The 25,714-nt window shown below is 63.5% G+C and carries 20 protein-coding genes; 16 read left to right on the top strand and 4 right to left on the bottom strand.

Features of this window, described 5'->3' with window-relative positions:
- Window positions 1–15: 15 nt before the first annotated feature.
- Window positions 16–1,992 (bottom strand): ATP-binding protein, encoded by a 1,977-nt coding sequence (locus QME84_12065; GenBank protein MDI6875000.1) that lies wholly within the window; start codon window positions 1,990–1,992, stop codon window positions 16–18.
- A gap of 292 nt (window positions 1,993–2,284) precedes the next feature.
- Here QME84_12065 and QME84_12060 point away from each other — a divergent pair, with 292 nt between their 5' ends.
- The 10 genes from QME84_12060 to QME84_12015 all read left to right on the top strand — a co-directional run bounded on the left by QME84_12060 (window position 2,285) and on the right by QME84_12015 (window position 12,664).
- The gene (locus QME84_12060; GenBank protein MDI6874999.1) at window positions 2,285–3,430 is read left to right on the top strand and encodes a Nif3-like dinuclear metal center hexameric protein; all 1,146 of its coding nucleotides are present in this window, start codon (window positions 2,285–2,287) and stop codon (window positions 3,428–3,430) included.
- The gene (locus tag QME84_12055) at window positions 3,427–4,134 is read left to right on the top strand and encodes a C4-type zinc ribbon domain-containing protein (GenBank protein ID MDI6874998.1); all 708 of its coding nucleotides are present in this window, start codon (window positions 3,427–3,429) and stop codon (window positions 4,132–4,134) included. Before QME84_12060 ends, QME84_12055 begins: the two co-directional genes overlap by 4 nt.
- A 31-nt stretch (window positions 4,135–4,165) precedes the next feature.
- Entirely contained in the window at window positions 4,166–4,717 is a 552-nt protein-coding gene (locus QME84_12050; GenBank protein ID MDI6874997.1) for a ribonuclease HI family protein, read from the top strand.
- On the top strand, window positions 4,718–5,299 hold the full coding sequence (locus QME84_12045) for a metal-dependent hydrolase (protein MDI6874996.1): 582 nt from the start codon (window positions 4,718–4,720) through the stop codon (window positions 5,297–5,299). It begins immediately after the preceding gene.
- Between the two features lie 7 nt (window positions 5,300–5,306).
- Window positions 5,307–5,927 carry a histidine phosphatase family protein gene (locus QME84_12040; GenBank protein ID MDI6874995.1) on the top strand — a complete coding sequence of 207 codons (621 nt, stop codon included), beginning with the start codon at window positions 5,307–5,309 and terminating at the stop codon, window positions 5,925–5,927.
- A gap of 185 nt (window positions 5,928–6,112) precedes the next feature.
- The gene (locus QME84_12035) at window positions 6,113–6,766 is read left to right on the top strand and encodes an HAD-IA family hydrolase (GenBank protein ID MDI6874994.1); all 654 of its coding nucleotides are present in this window, start codon (window positions 6,113–6,115) and stop codon (window positions 6,764–6,766) included.
- A gap of 243 nt (window positions 6,767–7,009) precedes the next feature.
- Window positions 7,010–8,716 (top strand): ABC-ATPase domain-containing protein, encoded by a 1,707-nt coding sequence (locus tag QME84_12030; protein MDI6874993.1) that lies wholly within the window; start codon window positions 7,010–7,012, stop codon window positions 8,714–8,716.
- Between the two features lie 585 nt (window positions 8,717–9,301).
- Window positions 9,302–9,736: an SCP2 sterol-binding domain-containing protein gene (locus tag QME84_12025; GenBank protein ID MDI6874992.1), complete on the top strand. Its 435-nt coding sequence runs from the start codon at window positions 9,302–9,304 to the stop codon at window positions 9,734–9,736.
- Between the two features lie 170 nt (window positions 9,737–9,906).
- A complete protein-coding gene (locus QME84_12020) occupies window positions 9,907–10,812 on the top strand; it encodes a methyltransferase domain-containing protein (GenBank protein MDI6874991.1) in 906 nt (301 codons plus the stop codon).
- The gene (locus tag QME84_12015; protein MDI6874990.1) at window positions 10,763–12,664 is read left to right on the top strand and encodes an aldehyde ferredoxin oxidoreductase family protein; all 1,902 of its coding nucleotides are present in this window, start codon (window positions 10,763–10,765) and stop codon (window positions 12,662–12,664) included. The genes QME84_12020 and QME84_12015 overlap by 50 nt, the downstream gene beginning before the upstream one ends.
- Window positions 12,665–12,671: 7 nt before the next feature.
- Here the strand turns inward: QME84_12015 and QME84_12010 are convergent, their stop codons facing one another.
- Window positions 12,672–14,174 carry an NAD(P)/FAD-dependent oxidoreductase gene (locus QME84_12010; protein ID MDI6874989.1) on the bottom strand — a complete coding sequence of 501 codons (1,503 nt, stop codon included), beginning with the start codon at window positions 14,172–14,174 and terminating at the stop codon, window positions 12,672–12,674.
- Window positions 14,175–14,410: 236 nt separating this feature from the next.
- Entirely contained in the window at window positions 14,411–15,469 is a 1,059-nt protein-coding gene (locus QME84_12005) for an FAD-dependent oxidoreductase (GenBank protein ID MDI6874988.1), read from the bottom strand.
- Between the two features lie 528 nt (window positions 15,470–15,997).
- On the opposite strand from QME84_12005, the gene QME84_12000 reads away from it, so the two are divergent.
- From QME84_12000 to QME84_11975, 6 genes are all read left to right on the top strand, one after another.
- Window positions 15,998–17,398, top strand: coding sequence for an FAD-binding protein (locus QME84_12000; protein MDI6874987.1), 1,401 nt, complete (start codon window positions 15,998–16,000; stop codon window positions 17,396–17,398).
- A 3-nt stretch (window positions 17,399–17,401) separates the two neighbouring features.
- Window positions 17,402–18,622, top strand: a complete 1,221-nt coding sequence (locus QME84_11995; GenBank protein ID MDI6874986.1) for a (Fe-S)-binding protein — start codon at window positions 17,402–17,404, stop codon at window positions 18,620–18,622.
- Between the two features lie 4 nt (window positions 18,623–18,626).
- On the top strand, window positions 18,627–20,270 hold the full coding sequence (locus QME84_11990; protein MDI6874985.1) for an FAD-binding oxidoreductase: 1,644 nt from the start codon (window positions 18,627–18,629) through the stop codon (window positions 20,268–20,270).
- A gap of 484 nt (window positions 20,271–20,754) precedes the next feature.
- Window positions 20,755–21,816: an NAD(P)-binding protein gene (locus QME84_11985; protein ID MDI6874984.1), complete on the top strand. Its 1,062-nt coding sequence runs from the start codon at window positions 20,755–20,757 to the stop codon at window positions 21,814–21,816.
- A 17-nt stretch (window positions 21,817–21,833) separates the two neighbouring features.
- Entirely contained in the window at window positions 21,834–22,958 is a 1,125-nt protein-coding gene (locus QME84_11980; protein ID MDI6874983.1) for an NAD(P)-binding protein, read from the top strand.
- Window positions 22,959–23,162: 204 nt separating this feature from the next.
- The gene (locus tag QME84_11975) at window positions 23,163–24,239 is read left to right on the top strand and encodes an FAD-dependent oxidoreductase (GenBank protein ID MDI6874982.1); all 1,077 of its coding nucleotides are present in this window, start codon (window positions 23,163–23,165) and stop codon (window positions 24,237–24,239) included.
- 293 nt (window positions 24,240–24,532) lie between these two features.
- Here QME84_11975 and QME84_11970 read toward each other — a convergent pair whose 3' ends face one another.
- Window positions 24,533–25,036 carry a flavodoxin family protein gene (locus tag QME84_11970; GenBank protein MDI6874981.1) on the bottom strand — a complete coding sequence of 168 codons (504 nt, stop codon included), beginning with the start codon at window positions 25,034–25,036 and terminating at the stop codon, window positions 24,533–24,535.
- Window positions 25,037–25,714: the final 678 nt, after the last annotated feature.

Raw genomic sequence — 25,714 nt, 5'->3', positions numbered from 1 at the left:
CTCCTCATAAATGCATTATCGGCCCTTTTTACCCAGGGTTGAATTCCCGTCATTCGCTTTTTCTGCCGGCCGCGCTGGTATAGTGAATGAAAAAGTGGTTCCCTTTCCGAATTCGCTGGTCATCCAGATGCGACCTCCGTGAAGCTCAACCAGTTGCTTACTTAAAGCGAGGCCCAGTCCCGTACCCCCCACGGCATGGGCGGCCTCTCCGACCTGGGAGAATTCATGGAAGAGTTTCTCCCGGTCCTCCGGCTTGATGCCGATCCCCGTGTCGCTTACCTCCACGAGGAGCTCACCGTCTGCGCTGGTTGCCCTTAAGAGAACGCTCCCCCCGGAAGGGGTGAACTTCAGGGCGTTGGAGAGCAGGTTCAGTATTATTTGGCGCAGGCGACGTGAGTCGGCTGTTACGCGGGCGGGTGGATCTTCCATTTTCAAGGATAATTCGATTCCTCGACGGTCCGCCTCCCGACGCATGAGCTCCAGCGTGGAAACCAGCAGAGATTCCGTTTCCGTGTCCTCCAGCTGGAGGGAAAGGTGGCCCGCCTGGGCTTGCGTATAGTCGAGGATGTCGCTGATGAGCGAGAGAAGGTGTTTCCCGCTTGTATAAATATTTTCCAGGTATTTTCTTTGGTCGTCGTTGATCTCTCCGTATGCCCCGGACATCAGCAGTTCGGAGAATCCTATCACCGCGTTAAGGGGGGTCTTTAACTCGTGGGTCACGGAAGCCATGAAACGATTCTTTAAACGATTCAACTCCTCCAGCTGCCTTTTCTCCTCCTCCAGCCGAATGATCGCTTTTTCCTCTGTGATATCTCTTATCACAAAGACCGTACCCGTGGCTCCTTCCCTATCCGCGCAGTAGGAAGTCACCAGAGCGCGGTAGGAGCGCCCGTTTCCGTCCTCCAATTCAAAGGAGTCCAACCGGCCGCATAACATCTGGTCGAGCTGTAGTCCGTTCGTCTTCCACCCACGTTGAAGAATTTCTGAAATGGGTTTTCCGATTATCTCCTCCGGTTTGATGCCTAGAAATTCCACCAGGGCTCGGTTGGCCCGGCGCACGAGACCCTTGGGTCCTGCCTGGAGCACCATGTCGCGCATGGAGTCCACCGTGGTCTGCCAGTCCTGCCATGCCGTGCGGACACTCTCGAAGAGTTGCAAGTTGTCCAGCGTGAGCCCTAACTGGAAACCGATTATGGAGAGACATTCCTTGTCCCGGCTGTGCCAGACTCGGTTTTCCGTGAAACTCATGATCAGAAGACCTACCGGGCGGCGATTGCCCTTCAGGGTTAAGAGCAGGAAGTCCCCTTCCCCCCCATTTCCGGTTATGTCCAGAAAGCGGCTCCATTCACGGGCGCCGGGATCCAGATGCAGGAGAAGGGTCTTGTCAAGGATGTCCACTATGGAGAGCATTCCCTCGAAGACTTTTCTCAGAATCGATTGTCCTGGCGGCGACATCAGCGTGCGGATGACGGTGTTATCCACACCCTGCTGATGGATCAATCGCCATAAACCGTTACCTTCCGAGGGAGAGAGCATGACCAGGTGCCGAGAATCGAAGATGAGACCTACTTCGCGTATTGCAGAAGGCAGAACTTGTGCGTCATCGAGAGGGCGGTCAAGAGCGCGTATCACTGAATTGAGGCGGGAGAGCGATTCTCGCGAGGCGGCAAGCTCTGCTTTCATCTCCCGGTAATTCTCGGCGTTCGCAAGGAATATTCTCATGGAAACCGGATCGGGTCGAGAAAGGGGAATAATGATAATATCCTTGCGTACGGGGGGAGAAATATGTTCCAGGTCAACCGTAGAGGTATCGACAAGAAGCAGCAGTGGCAGCTTGCCCTTGAAGGTACCTATTTTCGAATAATCATCGGGTGCGAAAACCAGGAGGTGAGCCTCCACCCCGGATTTCTGCAGTGAAGAGCGCACTTCTTCTACGAAGTAACGATCCTCGGTGAGCACCCATATCGCCGGTTTAGTGTCGGGTTTTTCCATTTCCTTCGAAGGTTACAGCCGACTTTCCATTAATATTTTAGCATTGTGAAAACCCTTTGTGTCTCAAGGTTTTTCGATAATACGATCTATTCCCGGGGGCGGCTTTCACGTTTCTTTAATTGGTGGATGGGTGTATGCGGTTTCTTAAGCCGCGTAATAAGTCGATTGCTGATACATGTTGGCCCAAAAGGCATTCTTCCGGCCGCCCCTCCTGAGAAATGTTGGCATCGGCTTGAATTCCTCTACCCCTATAATAGAAATGGTGCTTTGAATGGAAGGCTCGAGGTGAAGGATGGAAAAAGGGGAGTCCGAGATGGGTTGCTTGGTGAGCGACTTCTCCGAGATTTTGGAAGACATCGCTCCTCCCGAGCTGGCGGAGGACTGGGACCGCGTAGGACTGCAGTGCGGATCCCCGGAAATGGCGGTGGATACCGTGCTGGTGGCCCTGGAGGTAACCGGGGAGGTTGTGGAGGAGGCTCGGGAAAGGGGAGCGGGGCTGATCATCTGCCACCACCCTCTCATCTTCGAGCCCCTGGCCGACCTGCGGGAGGACGGCCCTCCGGGCGACCTGGTGTGTTCCGTGGTGAGGTCCGGCTTGGCGGTTTACGCGTCTCACACCAACCTGGACGCGGCGCCCCTGGGAGTGAACACGGCCCTGGCAGAGTCCCTGGGGTTGCGGGAACACGTGCCCCTGGTGGAAGGGCCTACCAGGCCGGCATGCAAGCTGGTGACCTTCCTCCCCCCCGAGCACCTGGAGTCCGTCAGCCGCTCCCTCTTCGCGGCCGGCGCGGGGGTGATAGGTGAATACACGGGATGTTCCTTCCGCTCCGAGGGGACGGGGACCTTTTACGCTGGCCCGGAGACCAGCCCGGCCTACGGGGAGAGGGGCAGGATGAACGAGGTCCGCGAGGTCCGCCTGGAGGTGCAGGTGGAGGAGAAGCTTTTAGGGACGGCCCTGGGTGCCCTTCTCGCCTCCCACCCCTACGAGGAGCCGGCGGTGGACGTCTATTCCATACGGATCCCCTCGAAGGGTGGCATGGGAAGGGTAGGCGAGCTGGAAAGGCCCCTGCGCCTCGACGGGCTGGCGGAGCTCTGCCGGGAGCGCCTGCAAAACCCCGCCGTACGCTTCGCCGGCCGTCCGGAACGAGAGGTAAAGCGGGTGGCGGTGTGCGGCGGACGGGGAGCCCACCTGGCCAAGGAGGCCCTGCGGGCGGGGGCGGAGGTCCTGGTGACCGGGGACGTGGGCCACCACCAGGCGGTGGCGGCCCTGAACATGGGCTTGGCGGTGGTGGACGCCGGACATTATCATACCGAGAGGACCGTGGTGCCCTTCCTGGTGCGCCTGCTTAAGGAGAGGGCGTCGCGGAAGGGGCTTGAGGTTGACGTCATCGCTTCCCGCGTGGATGCCTGTCCCTGGAAGATCGGAGGTGCGAGTTGAGCGAACTTGAGTCGCTGTACCGGGTGCAACAGCTTGACACCAGGATATTTGAGCTGCGGGAGAGGCTGGAGAACAACCCCTTGAAGGAGGAACTGGACCGCCTGCGCGGGGAGGAGGCGGAATGCGCGGGAGAGCTTTCCCGGATCGAGGAGTCCCTGGAAAAATCAGCCAGGAAACAGGCTGCGCTGGAGGCCGAGATCCAGGGCCTGGACCAGAAGCTGGCCCGGGAGGAGAGCAAGCTTTACGGCGGGCAGGTGACCAACCCCAAGGAACTCAGGGGCCTGCAAGCCGAGGTTCGCTCGCTGAAGAGGAAGAAGGACGCCCTGGAGACCGAGCTCCTCGAGGAAATGGAAGGGCAGGACGGGGTGAAGGCCAGGGCGGAGGAATTGAGGTCCCGGGACCAGGAGCTCAAGGCCCTCATCGATGAAAAGGAGGGCCTCCTGGAGAGGGAGATGGGGGAGTTATCCTCCGAGCTCGCGGAGTTGGAAAAGGAACGGGAGAAATGGGCCTCCGGGGTGGGCAAGGAAGTCATGCAGCTCTACGAGAAGCTCCTCGCCGCCAAGCAGAACCTGGCCGTAGTGAAAGTCGTCGACGGGGTGTGCCAGGGCTGTCGGGTGGAGCTGCCGGGAAAGGAATACGACCGCTTCCTGAAAACAGAGGGCGTCTCCCGCTGCTCCAACTGCGGGCGCATACTGGTCCGGTGACCCGGCAAGCCCCGAGGGGGCGGGATCCTTGGTGAGGAGAAAGAGCAGGAAGAGCGTGGTAGAACCGGCATTCCAGGGAGCCAGGCGCTTCGACGAGCTCCACGTCTTCATCGACGGGGCCGCCAGGGGCAACCCCGGGCCGGCGGCCATCGGGGTGCTCATCCTCACCCGCCAGGGGCGTCGGGTGGCTGCCTTCGGGGAGGCCATCGGGGAGGCCACCAATAATTTCGCCGAATACACCGCCCTGGTACACGCCCTGCGCCTGCTCTCCGCGTACGAGGTGGACCGCCTGCGCATCTACGCCGATAGCGAGCTGGTGGTCCGGCAGATACGTGGTCTGTACCGGGTGAGGGAGAGGTCCTTGCGCAGCCTGCATTCCCAGGTCATGTCCATGCTGGGGCGCTACCGCGACTGGAGCATCCAGCATATCCCGCGCGAGGAGAACCGGGAGGCAGATCGCTTGGCCAACCAGGCCCTGGACGAAGCGGTGGACATGCCCATGGCCGCCGGGCACCGCCGCGAAGTTCCCCCGGAGGAGCAGCCCTCCCTCTTCCCCAACGAGGAAGAAGAGGGAGGGGAGTAGTTGTTCATCCTCGCCCATGCCGGCTTCACCCTCGCTCCCGCCGCAGCCGGATCCTCCTGGTGGAGGGATAACCGTGGTTTCCGATGCGGCGCGCCCGACCTGAGGTGGCTTCTGGCCGGCACCGTGCTCCCGGACGTGGTGGACAAGGCGGTAGGGGAGGTCCTCTTCCGTTCCTATTTCCAGAACGGCCGCATCTTGTTCCACACCTCCCTGTTTACTCTACTTTTCTTGCTGGCCGGGGTATACGGGTGGGCCAGGAGGAGGGACGCCCGCCTGCTCCTGCTCTCCCTGGGAATGGTTTCCCACCTGGTCTTGGACCGCATATGGACAGAGCCCACCACCGCCCTGTGGCCCTCCCTGGGGCCCTTCCTGCGCCATCCCTCCGATCTCACCCTGCTCGAGCAGGTGATGGAATACCTGCGGGACCCCGTTTTCTGGGTCACGGAGACGGCGGGGGCCGCGGTGCTGGTGGCTTCCCTCCGCTGGCTGGGGGTGGATTCCCTCGAAGGGCTGAAGGACTTCCTGCGATGCGGGACCCTGCCCGCCTTTCGCTTGCCGCCTACTGGAGGGGTGCTAAAATAGGTGCGACATGGGAACGGTTTATCTCTTAAGGCACGGAGAGACGGAATACCACGCCCAGCAGCGCCTGCTGGGACGGCTGGACATCGGGCTCAACGAGAGGGGATGGGAACAGGCCCGGCGGGTGGTTGATTTCTTCCGGGGCCTGAAGCTCGACGCCGTGTATTCCAGCCCCCTTAAACGCTGCCTGGAGACGGCAGCCCCGGTGGCCGAGGACCAGGGGCTGTCCATCCAGATCCTGGAAGGGCTCATGGAGGTGGACATGGGTGAGTGGGACGGGCGCACCTTCGAGGAGCTCTTCCGCGAGGAGGGGGAGCTGGTGGGGAAGTGGATGCGCAACCCTTCCTCGGTGACCATCCCCGGAGGGGAGGACTTCGGGGCGGTGCGCGACCGGGTGATGTGCGCGGTGCGGGAGATAACCTCCCGCCATCCCGGTGACCAGCGAGTGCTCGTGGTGACCCACGGGGGGCCCATACGGGGCATCCTATGCGAGGCACTGGGCATGCAGCTGGACGGGATGTTCCGCATCCAGATCGACCTGGCCTCCATCTCCGCCGTAAGGTACTTCGACGGCGGGATCTCCGAGACGGCCATAGTGACCCTGGTCAACGAGACCTACCACCTGCGGTGAGAGCCCCCCACGGGATGCCGTGAGGGACTCCCGCGGGGGGGCGGGACGTAGGGACGAGGGGCCGCCGTTGGCCGGAAGCCTAAGAGCCCGCACGGGTTCCGCGGCGATCCTTATGCCCGAGGAGATGAAGAAAGGATAGAAGCGAGGTTTTCCCCGCTGGAGGACATGGTCCGGAGCCGATCCTTATGCCCGGGAAGATGAAGAAAGAAACGGAATACCTGCTTTTCGACCTGGACGGGACGCTGGTGAACACCATCCCGCTCATCCTGCATGCCTTCCGGGAGACCTTCAAGGCCCTGGGGCTTCCCCCCCGCGACGACCGGGAGATGCTGCTCGAGGTGGGAAAACCACTTCACCAGCAGGCCCTGGACATCGACCCCGAAAGGGCGGACGAGATTTTCCGGGTTTACCAGGAGATGTACGACAGGCATTACCAGGAACTGGTAAAGGACTATCCCGGCGTCCGCGAAGCCCTGGCCGGGCTGAAGGAACGAGGCTACCGCCTGGCGGTGGTAACCTCCAAGCGTTTCTCCAACGCCCGCCTGGACCTGGAGAGATTCGAGCTCCTGTCTTACCTGGAGGCCCTGGTAACCGCGGAGGACACCGAGAACCACAAGCCAGATCCCGAGCCGGTTTTCAAGGCCTTGGAGAAGCTGGGGGGAAGCCCGGAGAGGGCGGCGTTCATCGGGGACAGTCCCTATGACATACGGAGCGCCCACGCCGCAGGGGTGCGGGCGGGAGCCGCGGCGTGGGGTCCATTCCCCCGGGAGGTGCTGGAGGCGGAAAAACCGGACTACTGGATACCGGATCCGCCTTCCCTTCTGCGCATCTTCCCCTGAAGGGGATGGCCGGCGGGAAGGTAGTGGGAGCGGGAGGCGCTCTCCAGCGGGGGAAAACCCCGGAGAGGAGGGGTGGGAGCATGACGCCGGACGGGGGCGGCCTGGACCGCACCGGGTCGAGGAGCGGCGGAGCGCAAGAAGCGGCGGCCGGCGGCCTTCAAGCGGGGGCACCGAGAGGGTGACGGCGGAGACGGCACGGGAAGGTATCGCGGTGACGCTGTAAATCTACGAGGAGATGTGGGGATGCGCGACGGCGAGGAATTGAGGAGAATACTGCGGCGCATAGACGGAAGGGGTTACAAGGCCTACAAGGACATCGAGGGACAGTATGACTTCGGGAGCTACATCCTCTGGGTGGAACACGTGCAGGGTGACCCCTTCGCCGCCCCCAGCAACGTCATCGTTAGGGTTCCCCAGGAGAAGGCGCGCTTCCCCCGCGACACCTTCACCGGTCGCAGTCGGGAGGTGGGGCTGCGGGATTTCCTCACCCGGAGGTTCTACGACCTGGCCGAGCAGGTAAGGGAGGGAAAGAGGGGCAGCGGCAAGAGCGGGCTCATAACCATCGACCGCCCCCACCAGGAGATCCTGGAGAGGACCTCGGTGCTGGTGGACGAGAGGTGGGTGGAGGCCAGGTTCGCGGTAGGCCTTCCGGCCTACGGCCGCAGCATCGCCGGGAGGGAGGCGGAGGAGATGTTCTTCCGCGAGCTTCCCCATATCGTGGCCGGTTCGCTCTTCTTCGAGAGACTGGACCGGGGAGCCCTGTACCGGCACGTGGAGACCAACGAGGACGCCGACTACCTGAGGGGAAAGCTCCGGGAGATGGGGCTGGCGGCCTTCATCGCCGACGGGGCCGTCCTGCCCCGGAGGAGCGGGGTGGACCCAAGGCCCCTCACCACGGGGAGGGTGATACCCTTCCAGTCGCCACCCTCCCTGCGAGTGGAGGTGGAGCTTCCCAACCGTGGCCGGGTCACCGGTATGGGCATCCCGGTTGGTATCACCCTCATCGTGGGCGGCGGGTACCACGGTAAATCCACGGTGTTGAACGCCCTGGAGCTGGGGGTGTACAACCACGTTCCCGGGGACGGCAGGGAGCTGGTGGTGGCCGACCCGGGGGCGGTGAAGATCAGGGCGGAGGACGGGAGGCGCATCGAGAAGGTGGATATCTCCACCTTCATCCGCGGCCTCCCCTTCGGCCAGGACACCACCGCCTTCTGCACGGACAACGCCAGCGGAAGCACCTCCCAGGCCGCCAACATCATCGAGGCCCTGGAGGTGGGGGCCACGCTGCTGCTCATCGACGAGGACACCTCGGCCACCAACTTCATGATCCGCGACGAGCGCATGCAGAAGCTGGTGCCCAAGGAGTTCGAGCCCATTACCCCCTTCATCGACAAGGCCGGGCAGCTCTTCCGGGACTACGGCGTCTCGGTCATCCTGGTCATCGGTGGCTCCGGCGACTACTTCGACGTCGCCCACCACGTGGTTTGCATGGTCAACTATGAACCGCGCGACGTAACAGAGCAGGCCCGGGCCATCGCCGCCGAGCACGTGGCCCGCAGGGCGGCCGAGGGAGGCGATTCCTTCGGTACCCTGAAGCACCGCGTTCCCCTGGCCCGTAGCGTGGATCCCCAGAGGAGGGGCAAGGTCAAGATACGCGCCCGCGGGGTGCGGGCCATCGAGTTCGGGGGGGAGACCATCGACCTCTCCAGCGTGGAACAATTGGTGGACGAGAGCCAGACCCGGGCCATCGGGCACGCGCTCCACTACGCCACCCGCTACATGGATGGGAAGGCCACGGTGAGGGAGGTGGTGAACAAGGTGATGGATGACGTGAGCCGGAAGGGGCTGGATGTCATAGGACCTCCCAATCGGGGGGATTACGCCGCCTTCCGCGGTTTCGAGCTGGCGGCGGCCATGAACCGGCTGCGTACCTTTACCGTGAAGGCCTGAGCCCCCAGCTATAACTGTGAAGTGCCCACCGGTACGAGTACCACATCGTTCCGGTGGACCCTTTCCGGGTAAGCCTGGATCGGAAGGCTAACCTGTCATCCTGAAAAAACAAGCAAGGCGGGCAGGAAGAAGGGAGATCTCCCGTACGTTCAACCGGTTAACCGCCGTTCGGATGGCCTGCGTTGACATGGGAGGCGGGGCGTGTTAACTTAAGTTTCGTCCGCGCGCCGCCGGTTCGACGACGTACCAGGCCTGAATTTCCCACTGTAATTCAAGGTCTTCCGCGTGCTTAAAGCACTTCGAGGGAACAGCTTTTGGGTGAGGGCCTTCCGTGGAGTTGTCCGTTTACCCCTCCCAGGACGCGCGCCATACTGGGAAGGCCCCTCACCCGCCGAAAAACGACGGTTCCCGGAGATTCCCCTTCCTTTACTTTCCCTCAGAAAGCGGATTACCCGGCCCGCAAGGGGGAAAGTAATAAGGCGGGGGCACCTCGGGAGCCGATATCCGATCGTATAAAGGGATTTGAGGAGTAAAGGGATTTGAGTAGTGGGTCTCCCGGTTGAAGAGGGATGAAAGGAGGAGGTCATGCCCTATTTCCAGGATATCCAGGTCTTCTACGATCTCCTGGTCGGGGTTTTCGAAGCCCTGATGAAGGACCCCCGGATACGGCAGAAGGCCCTCGACTCCAGGCTCCTAGTCAGGTTCGTCTACCGGAACCCCGAGGGGGAATTCTGGGTGGACTGCCGGGGAGACGAGGTGAAGGTCTATCCCGGAGGGCCGGGAGAGGAGATGACCCCCGACGCGATCATGTCCATGGAGCTGGACACCGCCCACCGCTTCTGGTGCGGGCAGCTCAACCTGTTGGGAGCCCTTTCCAGCGGCGAGATCGAGGCCGAGGGCTCCATGCCCCGCCTCCTGAAGATGCTCCCGGTCATCAAGCCGGCCTACGACGTCTACAAGAACCTCCTCCGGGAGAAGGGCCTGGAGAACCTCATCGTGGAGGAGGAAGAGGAGGACTGAAAGGAGTTTACGACCGTTCGTTGCCCCTTCTCCGGTAGGGGCTCCCGAGGGTCGCGAGGTCGCGAGTCCGCGAGGGTCGCCGGGGGGTTCCAACCTCTTCGGACAGCGGGCAGGGAAAGTGGGCGGCTCCTGGGCATCGAGGACTCGGAACGCGTGGGAGGTGAGCCGGCTTGCCCACCGATCCCTGGGCGGGATGGCTGGACGGCGTGGAGCGGGAGGCTTCCCGGAACAGGTGGGCCACCCTTCTCCGTTGCCAGGCGAGGGACCGGGTGCTTGCCCAGGCCGGCTTGAGGCCCGGTGCCGTGGTGGTGGACCTGGGATGCGGCCTGGGGCTCCTTTCCCTGGAAGCGGCGCGGCTGGTGGGACCGGAAGGCAGGGTATATGCCGTGGACGCGGACCGGGAGGCCCTGGAGGAGCTGCGCGTAAAGGTCGAGGAAGCCGGCCTGGCCAACGTGAGCCCGGTGTACGCGGAGATCACCAACCTGCCGCTTCCCGCGGGCGAGGCAGATGCGGTGGTGGCGAGGTCGGTGTTCTCCTACCTGGAGGACCGCTCGAAAGTCCTTAAGGAGTGCTTCCGCGTCCTGCGACCCGGGGGGAGGCTTTCCGTCTGCGAGCCCCTGCTGGTGGAGGAAGAGCTGCTGGTGAACTGGGACCTCGAGCTTCCCCTCTGGGAGAAGGCCACGGCCATCCTGAGGGATAACCACCCCGCCTATTCCTTCCGCCGTTCCGACCTGGTCCGGGAGGTCCGGGAGGCGGGATTTACGAGGGTGGACTTCTTCGTCTGGTACGCGGACGTCACCCGTCCCTTCCGGGACGCGGAAGAGGCCTGGAAGGAACTGGAAGAAGCACTTCCAGGCCGGCTGTCCCCCCTCGAGCGGCTGCTCGAGGGGGGCATGCGCGAGGAGGAAATAGAACGCCTGGTGCGGCGCTGGGCCGAGGAGTCGCGGCGTTTCTCCTACCGGGACATCCTGCCCTGCTGTTTCGTCTGGGGTGAGAAGCCGTTGGGGCCCGAAGGCGCGGCGAAAAATGAGATACGGAGCGATGCGGCGGAAAGCTGGGATCCTGGGATGCGATGATGAGGTGGAAAAGAGCGAGGAGGAACGGGTGATGAGAGGTTTCTGCGGCAAATACCTTCTGGTGGACCTGGGAAGCAGGAAGGTGGAGGAAAGGGAGCTGGGGGAGGAGGTCTTCCGCAAGTACGTGGGAGGCACGGGGCTCGGCGCTTACCTCATGCTCAAGGAGCACGATCCCCTGGCGGATCCCCTCTCCCCAGAGGCTCCCCTGATGTTCCTGGACGGGCCCCTGACGGGCACCAATTTCCCGGGCAGCGGGCGTTCCTCGGTGGTGGCCCTCTCGCCGCTGACCGGCCTCTGGGGGGAGTGCAACGTGGGCGGGGCCTTCGGGGCTGCCATGAAGCTGGCCGGCCTGGACGGCGTGGTGCTGGTGGGAATGGCCGATGCACCCGTGTACCTCTGGATTGACGGCGGGCGGGCCGAGCTCCGCGACGCTTCCCATCTCTGGGGCCTGGACACTTATACGGTCAACGAACGCCTGCAGGAGGAACTGAAGGGAGATGGGGGGCTGGTGCGCACCATGCAGATAGGGCCGGCGGGCGAGAAGGGGGTGCGCTTCGCCAACATCGTCAACGAGATGGGAAGCGTGGCCGGGCGTTGCGGCCTGGGGGCGGTGATGGGGAGCAAGAACCTCAAGGCGGTGGCCGTGCGCGGCGGAGGGAAGATGGGATACGCCGACCCGGAGAGGGCCCGGGAGGTCCGCAAGGCGGTGGCCGATAAGCTGGCCAACCACCTCCTGGCCCAGACCCTCCACGAGATGGGGACCAACGGGGCCCTGGACACGGGGATGCTCTCCGGGGACATCCCCATCCGTAACTGGAACGTGGGGGAGTGGATGGAGGCCCTGGACACCCTGAACTCCTTCTACTACAACGACCACATCCTGGTGAAGACCACGGGTTGCTACGCCTGCACGGTGCGCTGCAAGCGGGTGGTCAGGGTGGAAGAGGGTCCCTACGCCATGGAGGAGCACGCGGGCCCGGAGTACGAGACGGTGTGCATGATGGGCACCAACCTCCTCAACCCCAGCCTGGAGGCGGTAGCCAAGGCCAACGATTTGTGCAACCGGCTGGGGATGGACACCATCGCCATGGGCTCGGTCATCGCCCTGCTCATGGAGGCCCAGGAGAAGGGCCTGGTCTCGCCCTCGGATACCGGGCTGGACTTCTCCTGGGGGAACATGGAGGCGGCCCTGGAGGCCATCCGCCTCACCGCCGCCCGGGAGGGCTTCGGGGAGCGCATGGCCCAGGGTTCCCGGGCCCTGGCGCGGGAGCTGGGGGCCCCCGAGCTGGCGGTCACCGTGCGGGGGCTGGATTTCCCGGCCCACGACCCGCGCGGGTTCCACGGTTACGGGCTGGGTTACGCCGTGGGGGCGCGGGGGGCCTGCCACCTCAACACCACCAACCTCCTCATCGAGGGGGGCATGGCCTCCTGGCCGGAGATAGGCCTCAAGGGGCCCTTCAAGGGGATGACCAGCAAGGGGAAGGCGGAGCTCACCTGGAAGTGCCTCTCCGTGGGCCAGCTGTTCAACTCCATGTGCATGTGCGAGTTCATCGGCGCCTTCCTCTCCCTGCACGACCAGGTGGAGATGATGCGCGCCGCCAGCGGCTTCGACTGGACCCTGGACGAGCTCATGGAGTGCGGCTGGAGGATATGGTACCTGAAGCGGCACATCCTCAACCTGCGCGGTTCGGGGCGCAACGACGACGTCCTCCCCCCCAAGGCGCTCACTCCCACCCGGGAGGGGGCCAACGCCGGCTCGGTCCCGGACATGGAGCTCATGCTCGGGGAGTTCTACCGCCTGGCCGGGCTGGACGAGGATGGGAGGGTACCGCCGGACAAGCTGGACCTGTGAAACCTCCTCACCCCAGGAGATTGGCAACGTAGAGGGCGCTTCCCGCCGCCTGCTCCGTTCCCACGCCCCGCGCGCCGGCGTCCGCGCCCACCAGCCACAGGTCCCGGACCGGGGTCCAGGGGGTGGGCTTGTGTACCCCCGTCTGTCCCACGCACTGGGCCAGGCCTATGCATTCGCCGGTGGGCTTGCCGGTGATGGACGCGGTGTGAGCGATGTGGGTGCGCATCTTCCATTCCACGTGGGGCTGCAGGTTGGGAAATATTTCCATAAGTCTCTCCTCCGCCCGGTCCAGGATGCGCTCGCACCACTCCACGTTCTCCCGGTTGACCTCGATGGGCCCGGGCACCCCCATGATCACCAGCTGCTTGCCCGGCGGAGCCGCGTAGGGGTCCCACTCCGAGGGCAGGGGAGTGAAGAGGAAGGGGTCCTCGGGAAGCCCGCCCTTCTCCAGGTAGTCGAACATGTGGTCGGGGTCCAGGTTGGGGATGTTGAAGAAGCTTGGAGCCGGAAGGTCGATCACCCGCCGGTCGAGGCCGTACTTGACGGTGATGAAGGAATAGGAATCCTTCAGCCCTTTGACGTAGGAGACGTATTCCTCGGGAAAGTTCTCCTCCCCGGCCATCTCCACCGTCCGCTTGATGCCCGCGTTGGAGATCACCAGGTCGGCGGGGATCTCCTCGCCTTCCGCGGTGACCACCCCTCGCGCCTTCCCCTCCTTCACCACGATGCTCTTGACCTCGCAGTTCAGGCGCAGCTCCCCCCCGTCGCGCAGGAAGGAGCGCAGAAAGGCCCCGGGTATCTCCCGCGAACCGCCGCGGGGAACCCCCAGGGTCTTCTTGCGGAAGATGTTGATGACACACCACAAGAACTCCCCGGCGCTCACCCGGTGGTAGGGGACCACGGTCAGGAGCATGGAGAGGGCGGCCATGCCCTGCAGTACCGTGCGGTCCTCGGTCACGCGGTGCAGGAACTCCTGCAGGGTTATCTCGTCCAGCTCCACGAGGTAGGAGGGGTTCAGGCGGGCTATCTTCGCCGCTGCCAGGAGGGATTCCAGGAAGGTGTTCTTCCGGGAGGCCCGGTAGACCTCGTTCTGGAGCCTGGTGACGCCGGAACCCTTTCCTCCGCGCGCCAGGAGCCTATCCTTCAGCATGGCCAGCTGGGAGGCTGCGTTGTCCAGGGCCATGCGGGGGTCGAAGGGGCTCTGGTAGAGGTTGATGCGGTACTTCCCCCCGATGAGGAGGTGTTCGCTGGGCTGGGCGGTCAGCCACTCCAGGTCGCCCCGCACCCGGCGGTTGATGTCCCCGTGTTGGCCGGAGGCGCCCATGGAGAACATGTGCACCCCGGAATCCACCAGGAAGCCGTCCTTCTCGAAGGACCAGCACTTCCCGCCGTAGAAGGCATTTTTTTCCAATAAGGTCACCCGGTGGCCCCGGGCCTGGAGGAGGGCGGCCACTCCCGCACCCCCCACGCCCGACCCTATGACCACTATCCTTCTCCCACCGACAGCCATTTGGCAACCTCCCTTTATTCGCGCGGTGCGTATCCGCTCCCTATACTCTTACCTTGCACGGAAAGGGGAACCAGCCCCGGGGCATGGAAAAGGTTTCCGGTACCCCGGCATGTGCTCCACCGGCAGCCTCCAGGTCACTCGTATCCTCTTCTCTTTTCCCCCTTCCCCGGCAAAACTCGCCTCCAGCTGTCTCGAAGAAGACCTTCCCGCCATAATGGAAAGCCAGAGGTCCCAGGTTATGGAAACAGGTTCCGGTACCCCGGCATGTGCTCCACCAGTATCCTCTGGGCCAGCCTACGTTTCTCGAAACGGCGGAAGACGAGCCGGAACCCGAGCACGTTAAGGGAGACCGGGGCCAGTTCCTTAAGGAGCGCCGCCCCGTAGGCCGCGTAGTAGGGACGCACGCAGCGGCGGAACTCCCGCCACGCCCTCTCCCGGTCCTCCACGGCCAGGGCGGCGATCTTCCCCGAGACCAGGGCACCGTGCAGCCCGAAGAAAGCGAAGGGGTCCATGGCCCCGGCCAGGGTACCGGCCAGTATGGCCCTCCCGGCGAACAGGCGCGGGGTGCGCGGGGAGGCGGCGGGCACCGGGAAGGTGAAGCTGCTCCACCGCGGCACCTGCAAGCCCTCGAAGCGGGCCACCTGGGCGGCGAAACGGTCGCGTGCTTCCAGGGATACGGGACGGCGACGGTTAAAGAGGTGCACGTAGAGGATGCCCCGGAAGGCGGCCACATACCCGTAGTCGCTGGTGTAGGTGTCGTGGTACATGTGCACGAAGTTGAGCTCCGGATCGCAAGTGCCGCGGTAGGTGTAATGATGGGAGGTCAGGTAAGGCACCCCGAAGGCGTCGAATCCCTCGAAGTGCAGTCCGGTGGCCACGATGCAGTCAGGGTAGTATTCCCAGAGGTCCTCGGGGGAGAGCACCGGCGAGGAGAAACGGAACTCCACCCCCGCCTCCCGGGCCAGGCGGTAGAGGTGGCTGTCCAGGCTGGTTTCCCGGGGCCCCCTCTCGAAGAACCAAGCCCCGATGAGGCGGGGGTCGAAGTCGTATGCCCTCCCCCCCGCGATCTCCCGCATCTCCCGGATGGGCTCCACCCCCGGCGAGATGTCCAGCCCGAGGTAGGCGTACATCTCCTTCAGCCTGAGGGGGCTCCCCTGGCAGGAGGGGTGGTACAGGGGAGAACCCCCGATGCGCTCCTCCCGCTCCAGGACGGTCACCCGGTGTCCTTTACGGGCCAGGATGACGGCTGCCGTCAACCCCGCCAGTCCGGCTCCCACTATCCTCACCTCGGCCATCTATCCTCCCTCCCCGTGACCCTCGAAAGGAACGCGCACCTTCTCCCGCTCAGGGCCATCGAGACGCTCCCGCTCCCGGCTTAAAATTCCCCGTGACCACCAGGGCGCACGGGAGTGGTTTCCCAGGGCCCTGGAGGCAAAACGCGCAAAGATTGCGCATCCCCCCTTGGATAACCGACTTAATATCGAAATATTTTCATGATCCTACCGTCTAATTTAGCCTTTTTATCAAGCACTTTTTTCAGTCCGTAACCGCTTGACATCCCCTCCGGCGCCTCCCTATAATCCAGTTAAGAGTGACTGACCAGTCGTTCACAAAGTATATAATATATTCAGCGCCTGTATGCAATAACCTTGAGAACAGTCCCCGGTGGGAAGGCTGCGAGGGGAGTCCGGCAAGCAAGGTCATGCGATTCGTTTCCAGGGTGGGAACGGCGTCTTCTTCCGCCGCCCGGCCGGGGAGGGCAAGGCCGTTCGTCGGGACCGGCCGCGCGGGCGGTCCCGGGGATGACGCGAGGAGGGAGGGCCATGAGGGTGGGCACCGTTCTGGAGGAGATAAGGGACATCGTGGGGCCGCAAAACGTCAGCCGGGAGGCCTCCGCAATCGGTAAATATTACCAAGAAAGCGGGGAGGGGAGCCGGTTGACCCTAGTCAGGCCGGCCGACGAGTACGAGCTCAGCGAGGTCATGGTCCTGGCGGAGCGGGAGAAGATACCCGTCTATTCGGTACGCCGGGAGAAGATGGAGGGTGCCCCGCCCCCGGGGGAGGGACTGCTCATCGACCTCTCGCGCATGGACGGCATAAAGGAGATAGACCGGCGCAACCTCATGGGCCACATCTACGCTGGGGTGACCTACGAGCGGCTCCAGGAGGAATGCCTGAAGCGGGACTGCAAGCTCCTGCTTCCCGCCGCCGCCGAGTCGCGTTCCGTGCTCCGTTCCTACCTGGACCGGGACATCCTCAACGGCAACGCGGTTTACCGTTTCCCGAACCTTTCCATCTTTCATGCTGTGCTCTCTGACGGCCGCATCTGGGTGTCGGGGTCCCAGCAGCTGACCGCGGAGGGGATCGCCGATTTCCGCGAGGACCAGGGCCCGCAGTTCTCCCTCTTCTTCGGTGCCAGCGAGGACATCTTCGGCATACCCTTCTACGGCATCGTCTACCTCTATCCCCTGCGTGAGGAACGCCGCGTGTTCCTCTTCGGTTTCGATTCCCTGGAGCCGGCCCTGGAGCTGGCCTACAAGGTGAACCGGGAGGAGCACTGCTTCGAGTGCCTGACCGCCAACTCCCGCTACCTTTCCGTGCTCCTCTCCCGGGACGCGGAGGGGGCGGAGGCGCTGCGCGCCAAGCTCCCGCCGTGGGTCACCGCCCTCAGCATGGAGCACCACGTGGAGCTGGTGGACCTCTGGGAGAAGTATGTGCGGGCGGACGCGGAGGCGCTGGGGGCCCGGGAGCTGGACGCCGAGCTGGCGGCGGCCATGGACGCGCGGTTCAAGAGACCCTGGTACCTCTTCGAGAGGGATTACCTTAAGGGCCGCACGGCGGTGATCCAGCATTACGACTTCAAGAAGCGTGCCCCGGGGCTGCTCTCCGGCCTGCGGGAGTTGGCCTCGGCCAGGGGATACCCGGCGGAAGAGGTGGGGCAGGCGCTCATCCCCGTCTACTTCGGGGGGTCCTTCTACTGCGAGACGGACCTCTACTTCCGCCCCGCCGACGAGGCGGAGAGGGCGCGGGTGGAGGAAACGGTCCGCGAGGGTTACCGCTACCTGCTGGACGAGTCGAGCTTCGTGGACCGCCCCCGGGGAGAGGTGGCGGAGATGGTCTTCGCCCGGACCGACCCCGGGTTCCTCAAGGTCATGAGGACCTTCAAGAACATCGTGGACCCGGCGGGGATCATGAACCCCGGACAGCTCCTCAAGGAGGTGTGAGGGATGAAGAAGCGCATCACCGCTCCCCGGGAGGTCCTGCACGATCTCCAGCAGGACTACTTCATCTGCACCAAGTGCAAGATCTGCCAGGCGGTGCACGTCCAGTTCTGCACCGAGTCCCGCTTCTGGCGCAACTGCCCCTCTGGGACGCGTTTCCGCTGGGACGCCTACTACGCCTCGGGAAAGATGGAGATCGCTCGCGGCCTGCATATCCACGAGCTCGAGCCCTCCGACTCCATGCGCCATATTCTTTACACCTGCATGCTCTGCTCCTCCTGCCAGGAGCAGTGCTGGGAGGTGAAACAGCTGCACCCCACCCGGGTCTTCGAACTCATGCGGGAGAAAGCGGTGCGCGAGGGCTGGGGCCCCATGCCGGAGCACGAGCCGCTCCGCGAGAGCCTGGAGGAGAACGACAACCCCTTCGGGGTGCCGGCCAAAAAGAGGGGGGAATGGGCCAAGGGTTTGGACTTGAAGCACCTGCCCAAGGAGAAGGCCGAGGCCCTCTTCTACGCCGGAGACGCCTATTCCACCGACCCCGCCCTCTTCCCCGCCGTGCGCGCCGCGGCCCGCGTCCTGCAGCTGGGGGGCATGGACCTGGGCATCCTGGGCGCCAAGGAGAAGAGCGACGGCGCCCTCATGCTGCTCATCGGGGACCGCGACTTCTTCGAGACCTTCGCCTTCGACAACGTGGAGACCTTCAACTCCCTGGGGGTGAAGACCATCGTCACCCCCGACGCCCACGCCGCCTGGGTGTTCAAGGAGGAGTACTCGCGGGAACTGGCCCCGGAGATAAGGGTGCGCCACATAAGCGAGGTCCTGGACCGCATGATCAGGAAGGGCGAGTTGAAGCCGGAGAAGGAAGTGCCGATGAAGGCCGTCTACCACGATCCCTGCAAGCTGGGGAGGCGCTTCGACCTCTACGACCCACCCCGCCGCGTGCTGCGGGCCATACCGGGGCTGGAGCTGCTGGAGTTCCCCCGCGCCGCCTTCAACTCCCTGTGCTGCGGGGGCGGGGGCGGGGTGCCCTACGCCTTCCCGGACTACGCCCTGTGGACGGCCAAGGAGAGGCTTTACGAGGCCGAGTGGACGGGAGCGGAGGCGGTGGTGACCAGCTGTCCCTACTGCCTGCAGATGTTCAGAAAGGCGGTGGAGGCCACCGGCAGTCCCCTCAAGGTCTACGACCTGGCCGAGCCGTTGCTCATGTCGCTGGGGGAGGAGGTGTAGGGAGATGTGGATAAGGGACGTGGCCAAGGACATCAAGGAGCGGCGCATATCAGGGATAATTTTCCAGCATGAGGCGGAGCCGCTCCACAACCGTCCCGAGGATCTGGTCCGGGCCAAGGAGATGCTCGTGGAGGCCCTGGGCGAGGAGTGGGTGACCGACGACCCGGTCATCCTCATCGGGTACTCCCGCGACCAGTCACCGCTCCCCGCCCAATATCCCCACCTGGTGGTCATGCCGGAGACCACGGAGGAGGTGGCGGAGGTCTACCGCATCGCCAACCAGTGCCGGGTGGACGTCATCCCCATGGGGACCGGCCTCACCACCATGGCCCTGCACATCCCCCTCTACGGCGGCATCATCATGGACCTCCGGCGCATGGACAAGATCCTGGAGGTGGACGGGGAGAACATGTACATGGTCATCCAGCCGGGGGTGAACTACCTGGCCGCCCAGGTGGAGGCCCAGAAGGTGAAGTGCAGGGTGCTCAACCCCTCCACGGCGGCCACCGCCGGGGTCATCTCCAACCACGCCTTCTGCAACATCAATACCCTGGCCTCCAAGTACGGCTTCGGCATCGACAACATCATCGACATGACCATGGTCCTGCCCGACGGCACCATCCTCAAGACGGGCCCCGCCGCTTACGGGGCGGTCAAGGCCCACGTGCCGGGCCCGGGTCCGGACATGGCTTCCCTCTTCCGCTACGCCTTCGGGACCCTGGGGACGGTCACCGAGATGACCCTGCGCCTCTACCCGGAGCCGGAGCACATCTACCAGATATTCCCTGCATACGAGAAGGACGACCTCAAGTGCGTCATCGACGTCCTGTACAAGGTGGCCAACGAGAACCTGACCCTGGAGCTGGCCCACATGCAGAACTCCTTCTTCGGCATCTTCGTGGGGGCCACCAACGCCCAGGCCAGCGCCATCGCCGGGACCTTCCCCCGCAACAACCTCTTCACCATCTTCGCCGGCTCCACCCCCGAGGAGGCGCGCCTCAAGGCGGAGATCATCCAGCGGGAGATACTGAAAATAGACCCGGAGTGGGAGTTCCTTCCCCCGGAGGCGGTGGAAGACCTCACCGCCGACCTGCGCAGCGTGAACCTGGACCGCTGGCAGAAGTACTTCAACGTCACCGTGCGGGTGATGCGGGTGCGCGGCTCCTTCCTCATCGGGGCCCTCATCGGCCACCTGGACAACTTCCTGGAGGCGGAACGCAACATGCGGGTGGCCACCAGCGACCAGGCCGGCCACACCGACGACAACCTGCCCCCGGACGACGCCTCCACCTACCTCCAGCCCTATCACATGGGGCGCTCGGCGTACATGGAGTACGACGTCTATTCCAACCAGGGGGACAAGGACGATAACATGCGCATGTTCATGACCTACATGCGGGCCATGTTCACGGGGATACTGGGCCACGGGCTGGTCCTGGCCTGCGGGGCGATACCCCTGACCAAGGGAATGCCCGTCCCCCTGCCCGAAGGCATGCCCAAGCTGGACGACCTCATGCCGCTGATCATGCCCAACAGCGCGACCTTCACGGATACCTTCATCGCCTTCAAGATGGCCGTGGACCCCAACAACATCTCCGCCCGGAGATGGGATTACCAGACCGGGTTGTGCAAGAAACTGACCCTTTGACTGGCATACATGCCGGATAGTCGGCAAGGAGGGAGGTGGTAGGAGAGAGGAAGACCGGCATGGGAAGGAAGGCGGCGCGGGCGGCGCGCGGACCAATCGCCCCGTCGCTTCTTTCCGGCGAAGCGGAAAACGGCGATTCTGGGTTCGGGAGACCGCCCGCCGGACACCGGATACGGCGGGCGGTCCACCCACCAGCCGTCCGTTGCAGGGTGGTGATCAACCCGGGATGGAACGAAGTTTCATGACCGATCAAGGCCGCCGCTTCGAAGCCTGCGCTCAGAGTGTGGCGGGGATAGCTGGACGGTGAAATAGCACGGGGCAGGAAGACGGGAACCACGTGGAAGGACGAGTGCTTTGCTTTTCTTTCCTGGAATAGATTGGTAAGAATCGCCGGGAGACCTCCCATTCCATCCGGGTGGCGACAAGGGAGGGAAACAGGGGAAGCTCTTCCGCGGAGGCGTGCAGCTCCGGGAGGTTGGAAGATTTGGCCGAGGTAACCGTGGTGGGGGCCGGACTGGCCGGGCTGACGGCGGCCATCAACTGCGCCCGTTCCGGCCACCGGGTCAGGGTCTTGGAGAAGAGGGAAAGGGTGGGGGGAGACCCACGCATTAGGCCAACGGTGGACGTCACCCCCATGGAGCCGGGCAAGCTCGGCCGTTTCATCGGCATCGAGCTTGGGCCCCCTTTCGTGGTCCCCACGCGGGAGTTCCTGGTGGATGTTTACGGGAAGAAGTTCCTCTTTCCGGGCGACTATTTCCGCCTGCATTCCGTGGAGAGGGGGAGCCGTTCCACGTCCCTGGACACCTACCTCTACGACCTGGCCCGGGAGGCGGGCGTGGAGTTCGAGTTCGGGACGAACGTAGGTTCGCGGGAGGAATTCGAACGCCTTCCGGCAAACACCATCGTGGCCACCGGCCTGGAGGCGGAACCCTTCCTGGCCCTGGGGCGCCCCTACCTGGACGTCTTCGGTTTCGTGGCCGTGGCCCCTTGCGAGGGGGAACCGCGTATCCTGGGTTATTTCGACCGAAATACCAGGTATTACCATTATTGCGCCAACCTCCACGGCACCTCCTTCGCCCTGGCCTTCAACACTCGGCCTCTACCGGATTCCGCCTGCCGGGAGTGGGCGGAAAGGTTGGAGGAGGAAGGATTCCGCTTCCGGGAGTGGCGGCCCCACAAGGGCGTGGTGGCCACCCGGGGCGTTTCCGCTCCCGCCCTCTTCGCCGGGGACAAGATTCTGGCCGGGACCCTGGCCGGGGTGCAGGACCCTCTCTTCCTCTTCGGGGTGCACGGTTCGCTGGTGTCGGGAAAGATCGCCGCTATGGCCGTGGAGAACAGGGAGCACGCCTGGCGGCTCTTCCGCCGCTTCACCTCCCGTTACCGTTACATGTGGCTTTACAAGACGCTCTTTGATCTCCAGCCACACTTCTTGCGGCGCCCAGGCTTGAACCTTGCCTTCGGTTGTCTTTTAAGGTTCCCAGCCTTGCTCCGCCCGCTCCTAGACGAAGCGCTGAAATCCGTTCCCGGCTTCGGGATGCTGGGATAGGAAGGGGGGTTCGGAGGATGACGACCAAGAAAGTGTTCATCATAGGGGCTGGCCTGGCCGGCCTGTGCGCGGCCATAACCGCGCGCAAGCTGGGCTACGAGGTCCACTGCGTGGACCGCTACAACCGGGTGGGCGGCATGCCCGGCGCACACCCCTTCGTGGATTCTACCCCCTTCGATCCCGCGCTCATGTCCCGCTTTCTCGGCGTGCCCATAGGGGAACCACAGGTGGGTCCGTGCGAGAATTTCAACGTCTATTCCTTCGGGAAGCTGTACCGGCTGAACCCCGCCCTTTCCGGCCTGCACAACGTGGAGCGGGGGCCGCGAAAGACGGCCATCGACCGCTATCTCCACGACCTGGCCCTGGACATGGGGGTGACTTTCGAATGGGGAAACCCGGTGCTCAGCCGGAAGGATCTGGCCCAGTTCCCGCCCAACACCATCGTGGCCACCGGGCCCTACCGCGAGGTTTTCGACGCCCTGCGTATACCCTACGAGACGGCCTACGGGTACGTGATGAGCGGGATCTACCGGCCGTGGGGGGAAAGGTCGTACGCCCGGCGGTGCACCGTTTACTTCGACCGTTATACCCGCGATTACTGCTATCTACCGGCCGCCAACGGCATCGTGGCCGGGCTCTTCTTCGCCCGCCGCCCGGTGGGGGAGGAACAGCGGGCGACGTGGGAAAAGCAGATAAGGGAGACCGAGGGGGTGGAGTTCAAGACCTGGAGGATGGAGCGGGGCTGTTTCGCCTCGCGCTATCCCTGCCAGCCGCGCCTCTTCGCCGGGGACAAGATTCTGGCCGGGACCCTGGCGGGAGCCCAGGACCCGGGCACTTACTTCGGATGCCACGGGGCCATGATCTCGGGAAAGATAGCCGCCATCGCCCTGGAGGACAAGGCCCTAGCACAGGAGATGTTCGACCTCTGCAACCGAAGCTTCAATTACATGTGGTTCCTGCGGCGGGTGGCCATCAACTACATGCCGGAATTCCTGCGCGAGTCCCTCCTGAACACCGCCCTGGGATTTGTTACCAAGTGGGAGATCCTGGGAAAGATGCAGGGGAGAAGTTTCAAGCGCATGATACCGGGTTACCTGCTGCTTTTACGCATGGAAAAATACGCGAAGTACCTGGACATGTGAGGCGGCGGGCAAGGGCAACCGGGGACTCGCCGTCGGCCTGGCGGAGGTGGAGAAGTCAGGATCCAACTTGACGATAGGTTTTCTCGAATCGGCTCGATACGCCAGGCAGGACGCGGTGCGGAAAACCTTGTCCGGCGGAGCGGTCGCTGCCCGGGTGAGGCTGACCGAACAGAGAAATCCGGGGTTGGAAAGGGGGTAAGGAGAGTGAAGGACGGAGGGCCCGTATACGTGGTGGGGGCAGGGCTCGCGGGGCTGACCGCGGCCATCAACCTGGCCCGCCGGGGCAGGGAGGTGGTGGTCCTGGAGAAGGGGAAGCGGGTGGGCGGACTGGCGATATACAATCCATCCCCACACGGCACGCCCATGGACGCCGAGGCCATGTCCTGTTATACGGGAATAGACCTGCGTCCGGCCATGGTGCCCCTCGAGGAAGGGGTGATATCCATCTGGGGCAAGAGGTACCGCCAGAAGTTCCCTCGCAACGTGCGGGCCTGGATGATCGAGAGAGGCCCCCGCAAGACTTCCATGGACCACTACCTGTACCGCCTGGCGGTGAAGGAGGGCGTGCGTTTCGAGTTCGACCAGCCCGTGGTGAGCGACCGCCAGATCAACCAGCTCCCCCGCAATTCCATAGTGGCCACCGGCCTGCACGTGGACGGCTTTGAGGCCGCCAACGTTCCCTACCAGATCCTGCACGGATACTTCGCCAAGTGCCGGGTGCCCTGGAAGGAAGCCCGGGTGACCATGTATTTCGACGACTACACCCCGGATTACGCCTTCACCTGTTCGGTGAACGGCATCGCCTTCGCCCTCATCTTCAACCGTCACCGTCCGGTGGCCCGCTGGGAGGTGGAGAAGTTCGCCGAGCAGGCGGTCATGGAGGATGGTTACCCGTTTAAGAAATTCCAATTACTGGAAGGAGGGGCCGCCCCCGTGCGGCGCATCACCAACCCCAGGCTTTTCCAGGGAGACATGATCCTGGCCGGGACGGTGGCCGGGATGATGGATCCCATCCTCTTCTTCGGCATGCACGGCGCCTTCCTCTCCGGGAAGATTGCCGCGCGGGCGGTGGAGGACCCGGCGGGGGCCTACGACGAGTTCCGCCGCCTGAACATCACCTTCTACCCCGTGCTCCTGGCCAAGAGGCTGTTGGACATAAGCCCCCGGGACCTGGTCATCAAGTACCCGGCGCGCATGGCCATGCGGCTGATGCCCCTCTTCGGACCCCTGCTCATGCGCCAGGCCTTCAAGATCAACGTAACCGGATATGGCCGGTTCTGAGGGATTGTAGGGAGATTCCCGGGGCACGTGCTGGGTGTGGGATCCTTCCCGCTTCATGAGGGTCCTTTAGGGCGTGCATCGTACCAATAACGCCGACGGTCACACCTACATGGCTGTCCTTCTTTGCCCGGGAAGATGGGGTCGTTTCTTTCGTGTACTAAGTGGTGAGCACGTGCGTGCCTAGCCCCGTCTGGGCTCCCAAACCTATGGAATGGCTGACGTTTCTTTCATGTACTGCGTGGTGAGCACGTGCGTGCCCCCGGATCCCCGGCGGGATGAAACAGGCACCCGCCTCAGGTCTTGTCGCATTCTTTCATTACCTGCCGAGCGAAGGCCCGGGCCTTCTCCAGGCGGGAGTCGTCCGGCTGGCCCTTGGTCAGCGGTCCGTATTCGGCGAACTGGCGGTGCTGCGGGTTTTCGCTCCTGGCCAGGAGGTCGATGACCGCTTGGTCCAGCTCTCCCTGGCAGTCGAACATACCTATCAGGTCGGCACCGCTCAGGGAGGCCCGGCAGTTCTCCAGGTACTTCCGCGTCTCCTCGTGGTCCTCCGGGGCGGCGTGGGTGACGAAGACGGCTACCCTTCTGCCCCTGGCCTTCTCCTCTAAAAAAGCCCGGGCCTCCGCCGCCGGGTTGGAGGCATGGATGGGAAAGCCGATAAAGGCCAGGTCGTAGCCCTCCAGGCTCTCCACCTCCGAAAGGGGCCGGAGCTCCTTTTCTTCCTCGATCTCCTCGTAGATGACTTCCGCCACCCGCCTGGTATTGCCGGTCTGGGAGAGATAGGTGACCAGTACTTTCATGAGAGCACCTCCCGTTTCCATCCCCCGTTCCCCACGGGTCCTCCTGTTCACCATGGTTTGTTCACAGTGATTGTAACAGGCTGCGGTAGAAGTGGATAGGAGCCGCGGGTCGTCATCCATACACTGCCTTCCCATCGAGACCAGGTCGTCCCACGCGTGAAAGGCGACAGGAGCGGGCGGGTCGCCGTCCATCCCCTTCGCTTCGGGAAAATACCCACGGTGAGCTCCACTTGGCCTGGAAACGGTGATGCAAGGGGGAGAGGTGCGTACATGGCCATCCGGAATACGGATGTCATAACTGCGTCATCTTTGTCCCCACCTTTCGGAAGCATCCATCACGCCTCCCTCTTGCGCTTCAGTCCAACCGTATATCCCAGATGTCATCTTCATTAAAATCCTTGGGATGGATCATTGGGAGCTTGATCCCCTATTTCTTCCAGTTACGACGGGAGTAGAATCTTCATTAAAATCCTTGGGATGGATCTTTGGGAGCAGAGTCTTACGGCAACGGTTTACCCATCCAGGACTTCCGTCCGCTGGATGATACGAGGCTCTGGCAAGATGCTTGACCGCGGTCAACGAAAAAACGGTACTTTGAGGGTAGGATAATCTTGTGTGGTCGGGAGGTAGCGTATACGAAATTGTGTCACCAAATCCATAGACATTATGGAGAGCAAT

It is taken from the genome of Actinomycetota bacterium, assembly GCA_030019255.1.
Taxonomy (GTDB): Bacteria; Actinomycetota; Geothermincolia; order Geothermincolales; family RBG-13-55-18; genus Solincola_A.
This window is presented reverse-complemented; position numbering and strand designations above follow the sequence as displayed.

Bases quoted from the DNA above. Each gene is read 5' to 3' on its own strand.
- QME84_12065 (MDI6875000.1), bottom strand. From the start codon at position 1,992: ATGGAAAAACCCGACACTAAACCGGCGATATGGGTGCTCACCGAGGAT.
- QME84_12060 (MDI6874999.1), top strand. From the start codon at position 2,285: ATGGAAAAAGGGGAGTCCGAGATGGGTTGCTTGGTGAGCGACTTCTCC.
- QME84_12040 (MDI6874995.1), top strand. From the start codon at position 5,307: ATGGGAACGGTTTATCTCTTAAGGCACGGAGAGACGGAATACCACGCC.
- QME84_12035 (MDI6874994.1), top strand. From the start codon at position 6,113: ATGCCCGGGAAGATGAAGAAAGAAACGGAATACCTGCTTTTCGACCTG.
- QME84_12030 (MDI6874993.1), top strand. From the start codon at position 7,010: ATGCGCGACGGCGAGGAATTGAGGAGAATACTGCGGCGCATAGACGGA.
- QME84_12025 (MDI6874992.1), top strand. From the start codon at position 9,302: ATGCCCTATTTCCAGGATATCCAGGTCTTCTACGATCTCCTGGTCGGG.
- QME84_12015 (MDI6874990.1), top strand. From the start codon at position 10,763: ATGAGATACGGAGCGATGCGGCGGAAAGCTGGGATCCTGGGATGCGAT.
- QME84_12010 (MDI6874989.1), bottom strand. From the start codon at position 14,174: ATGGCTGTCGGTGGGAGAAGGATAGTGGTCATAGGGTCGGGCGTGGGG.
- QME84_12005 (MDI6874988.1), bottom strand. From the start codon at position 15,469: ATGGCCGAGGTGAGGATAGTGGGAGCCGGACTGGCGGGGTTGACGGCA.
- QME84_12000 (MDI6874987.1), top strand. From the start codon at position 15,998: ATGAGGGTGGGCACCGTTCTGGAGGAGATAAGGGACATCGTGGGGCCG.
- QME84_11995 (MDI6874986.1), top strand. From the start codon at position 17,402: ATGAAGAAGCGCATCACCGCTCCCCGGGAGGTCCTGCACGATCTCCAG.
- QME84_11990 (MDI6874985.1), top strand. From the start codon at position 18,627: ATGTGGATAAGGGACGTGGCCAAGGACATCAAGGAGCGGCGCATATCA.
- QME84_11980 (MDI6874983.1), top strand. From the start codon at position 21,834: ATGACGACCAAGAAAGTGTTCATCATAGGGGCTGGCCTGGCCGGCCTG.
- QME84_11970 (MDI6874981.1), bottom strand. From the start codon at position 25,036: ATGAAAGTACTGGTCACCTATCTCTCCCAGACCGGCAATACCAGGCGG.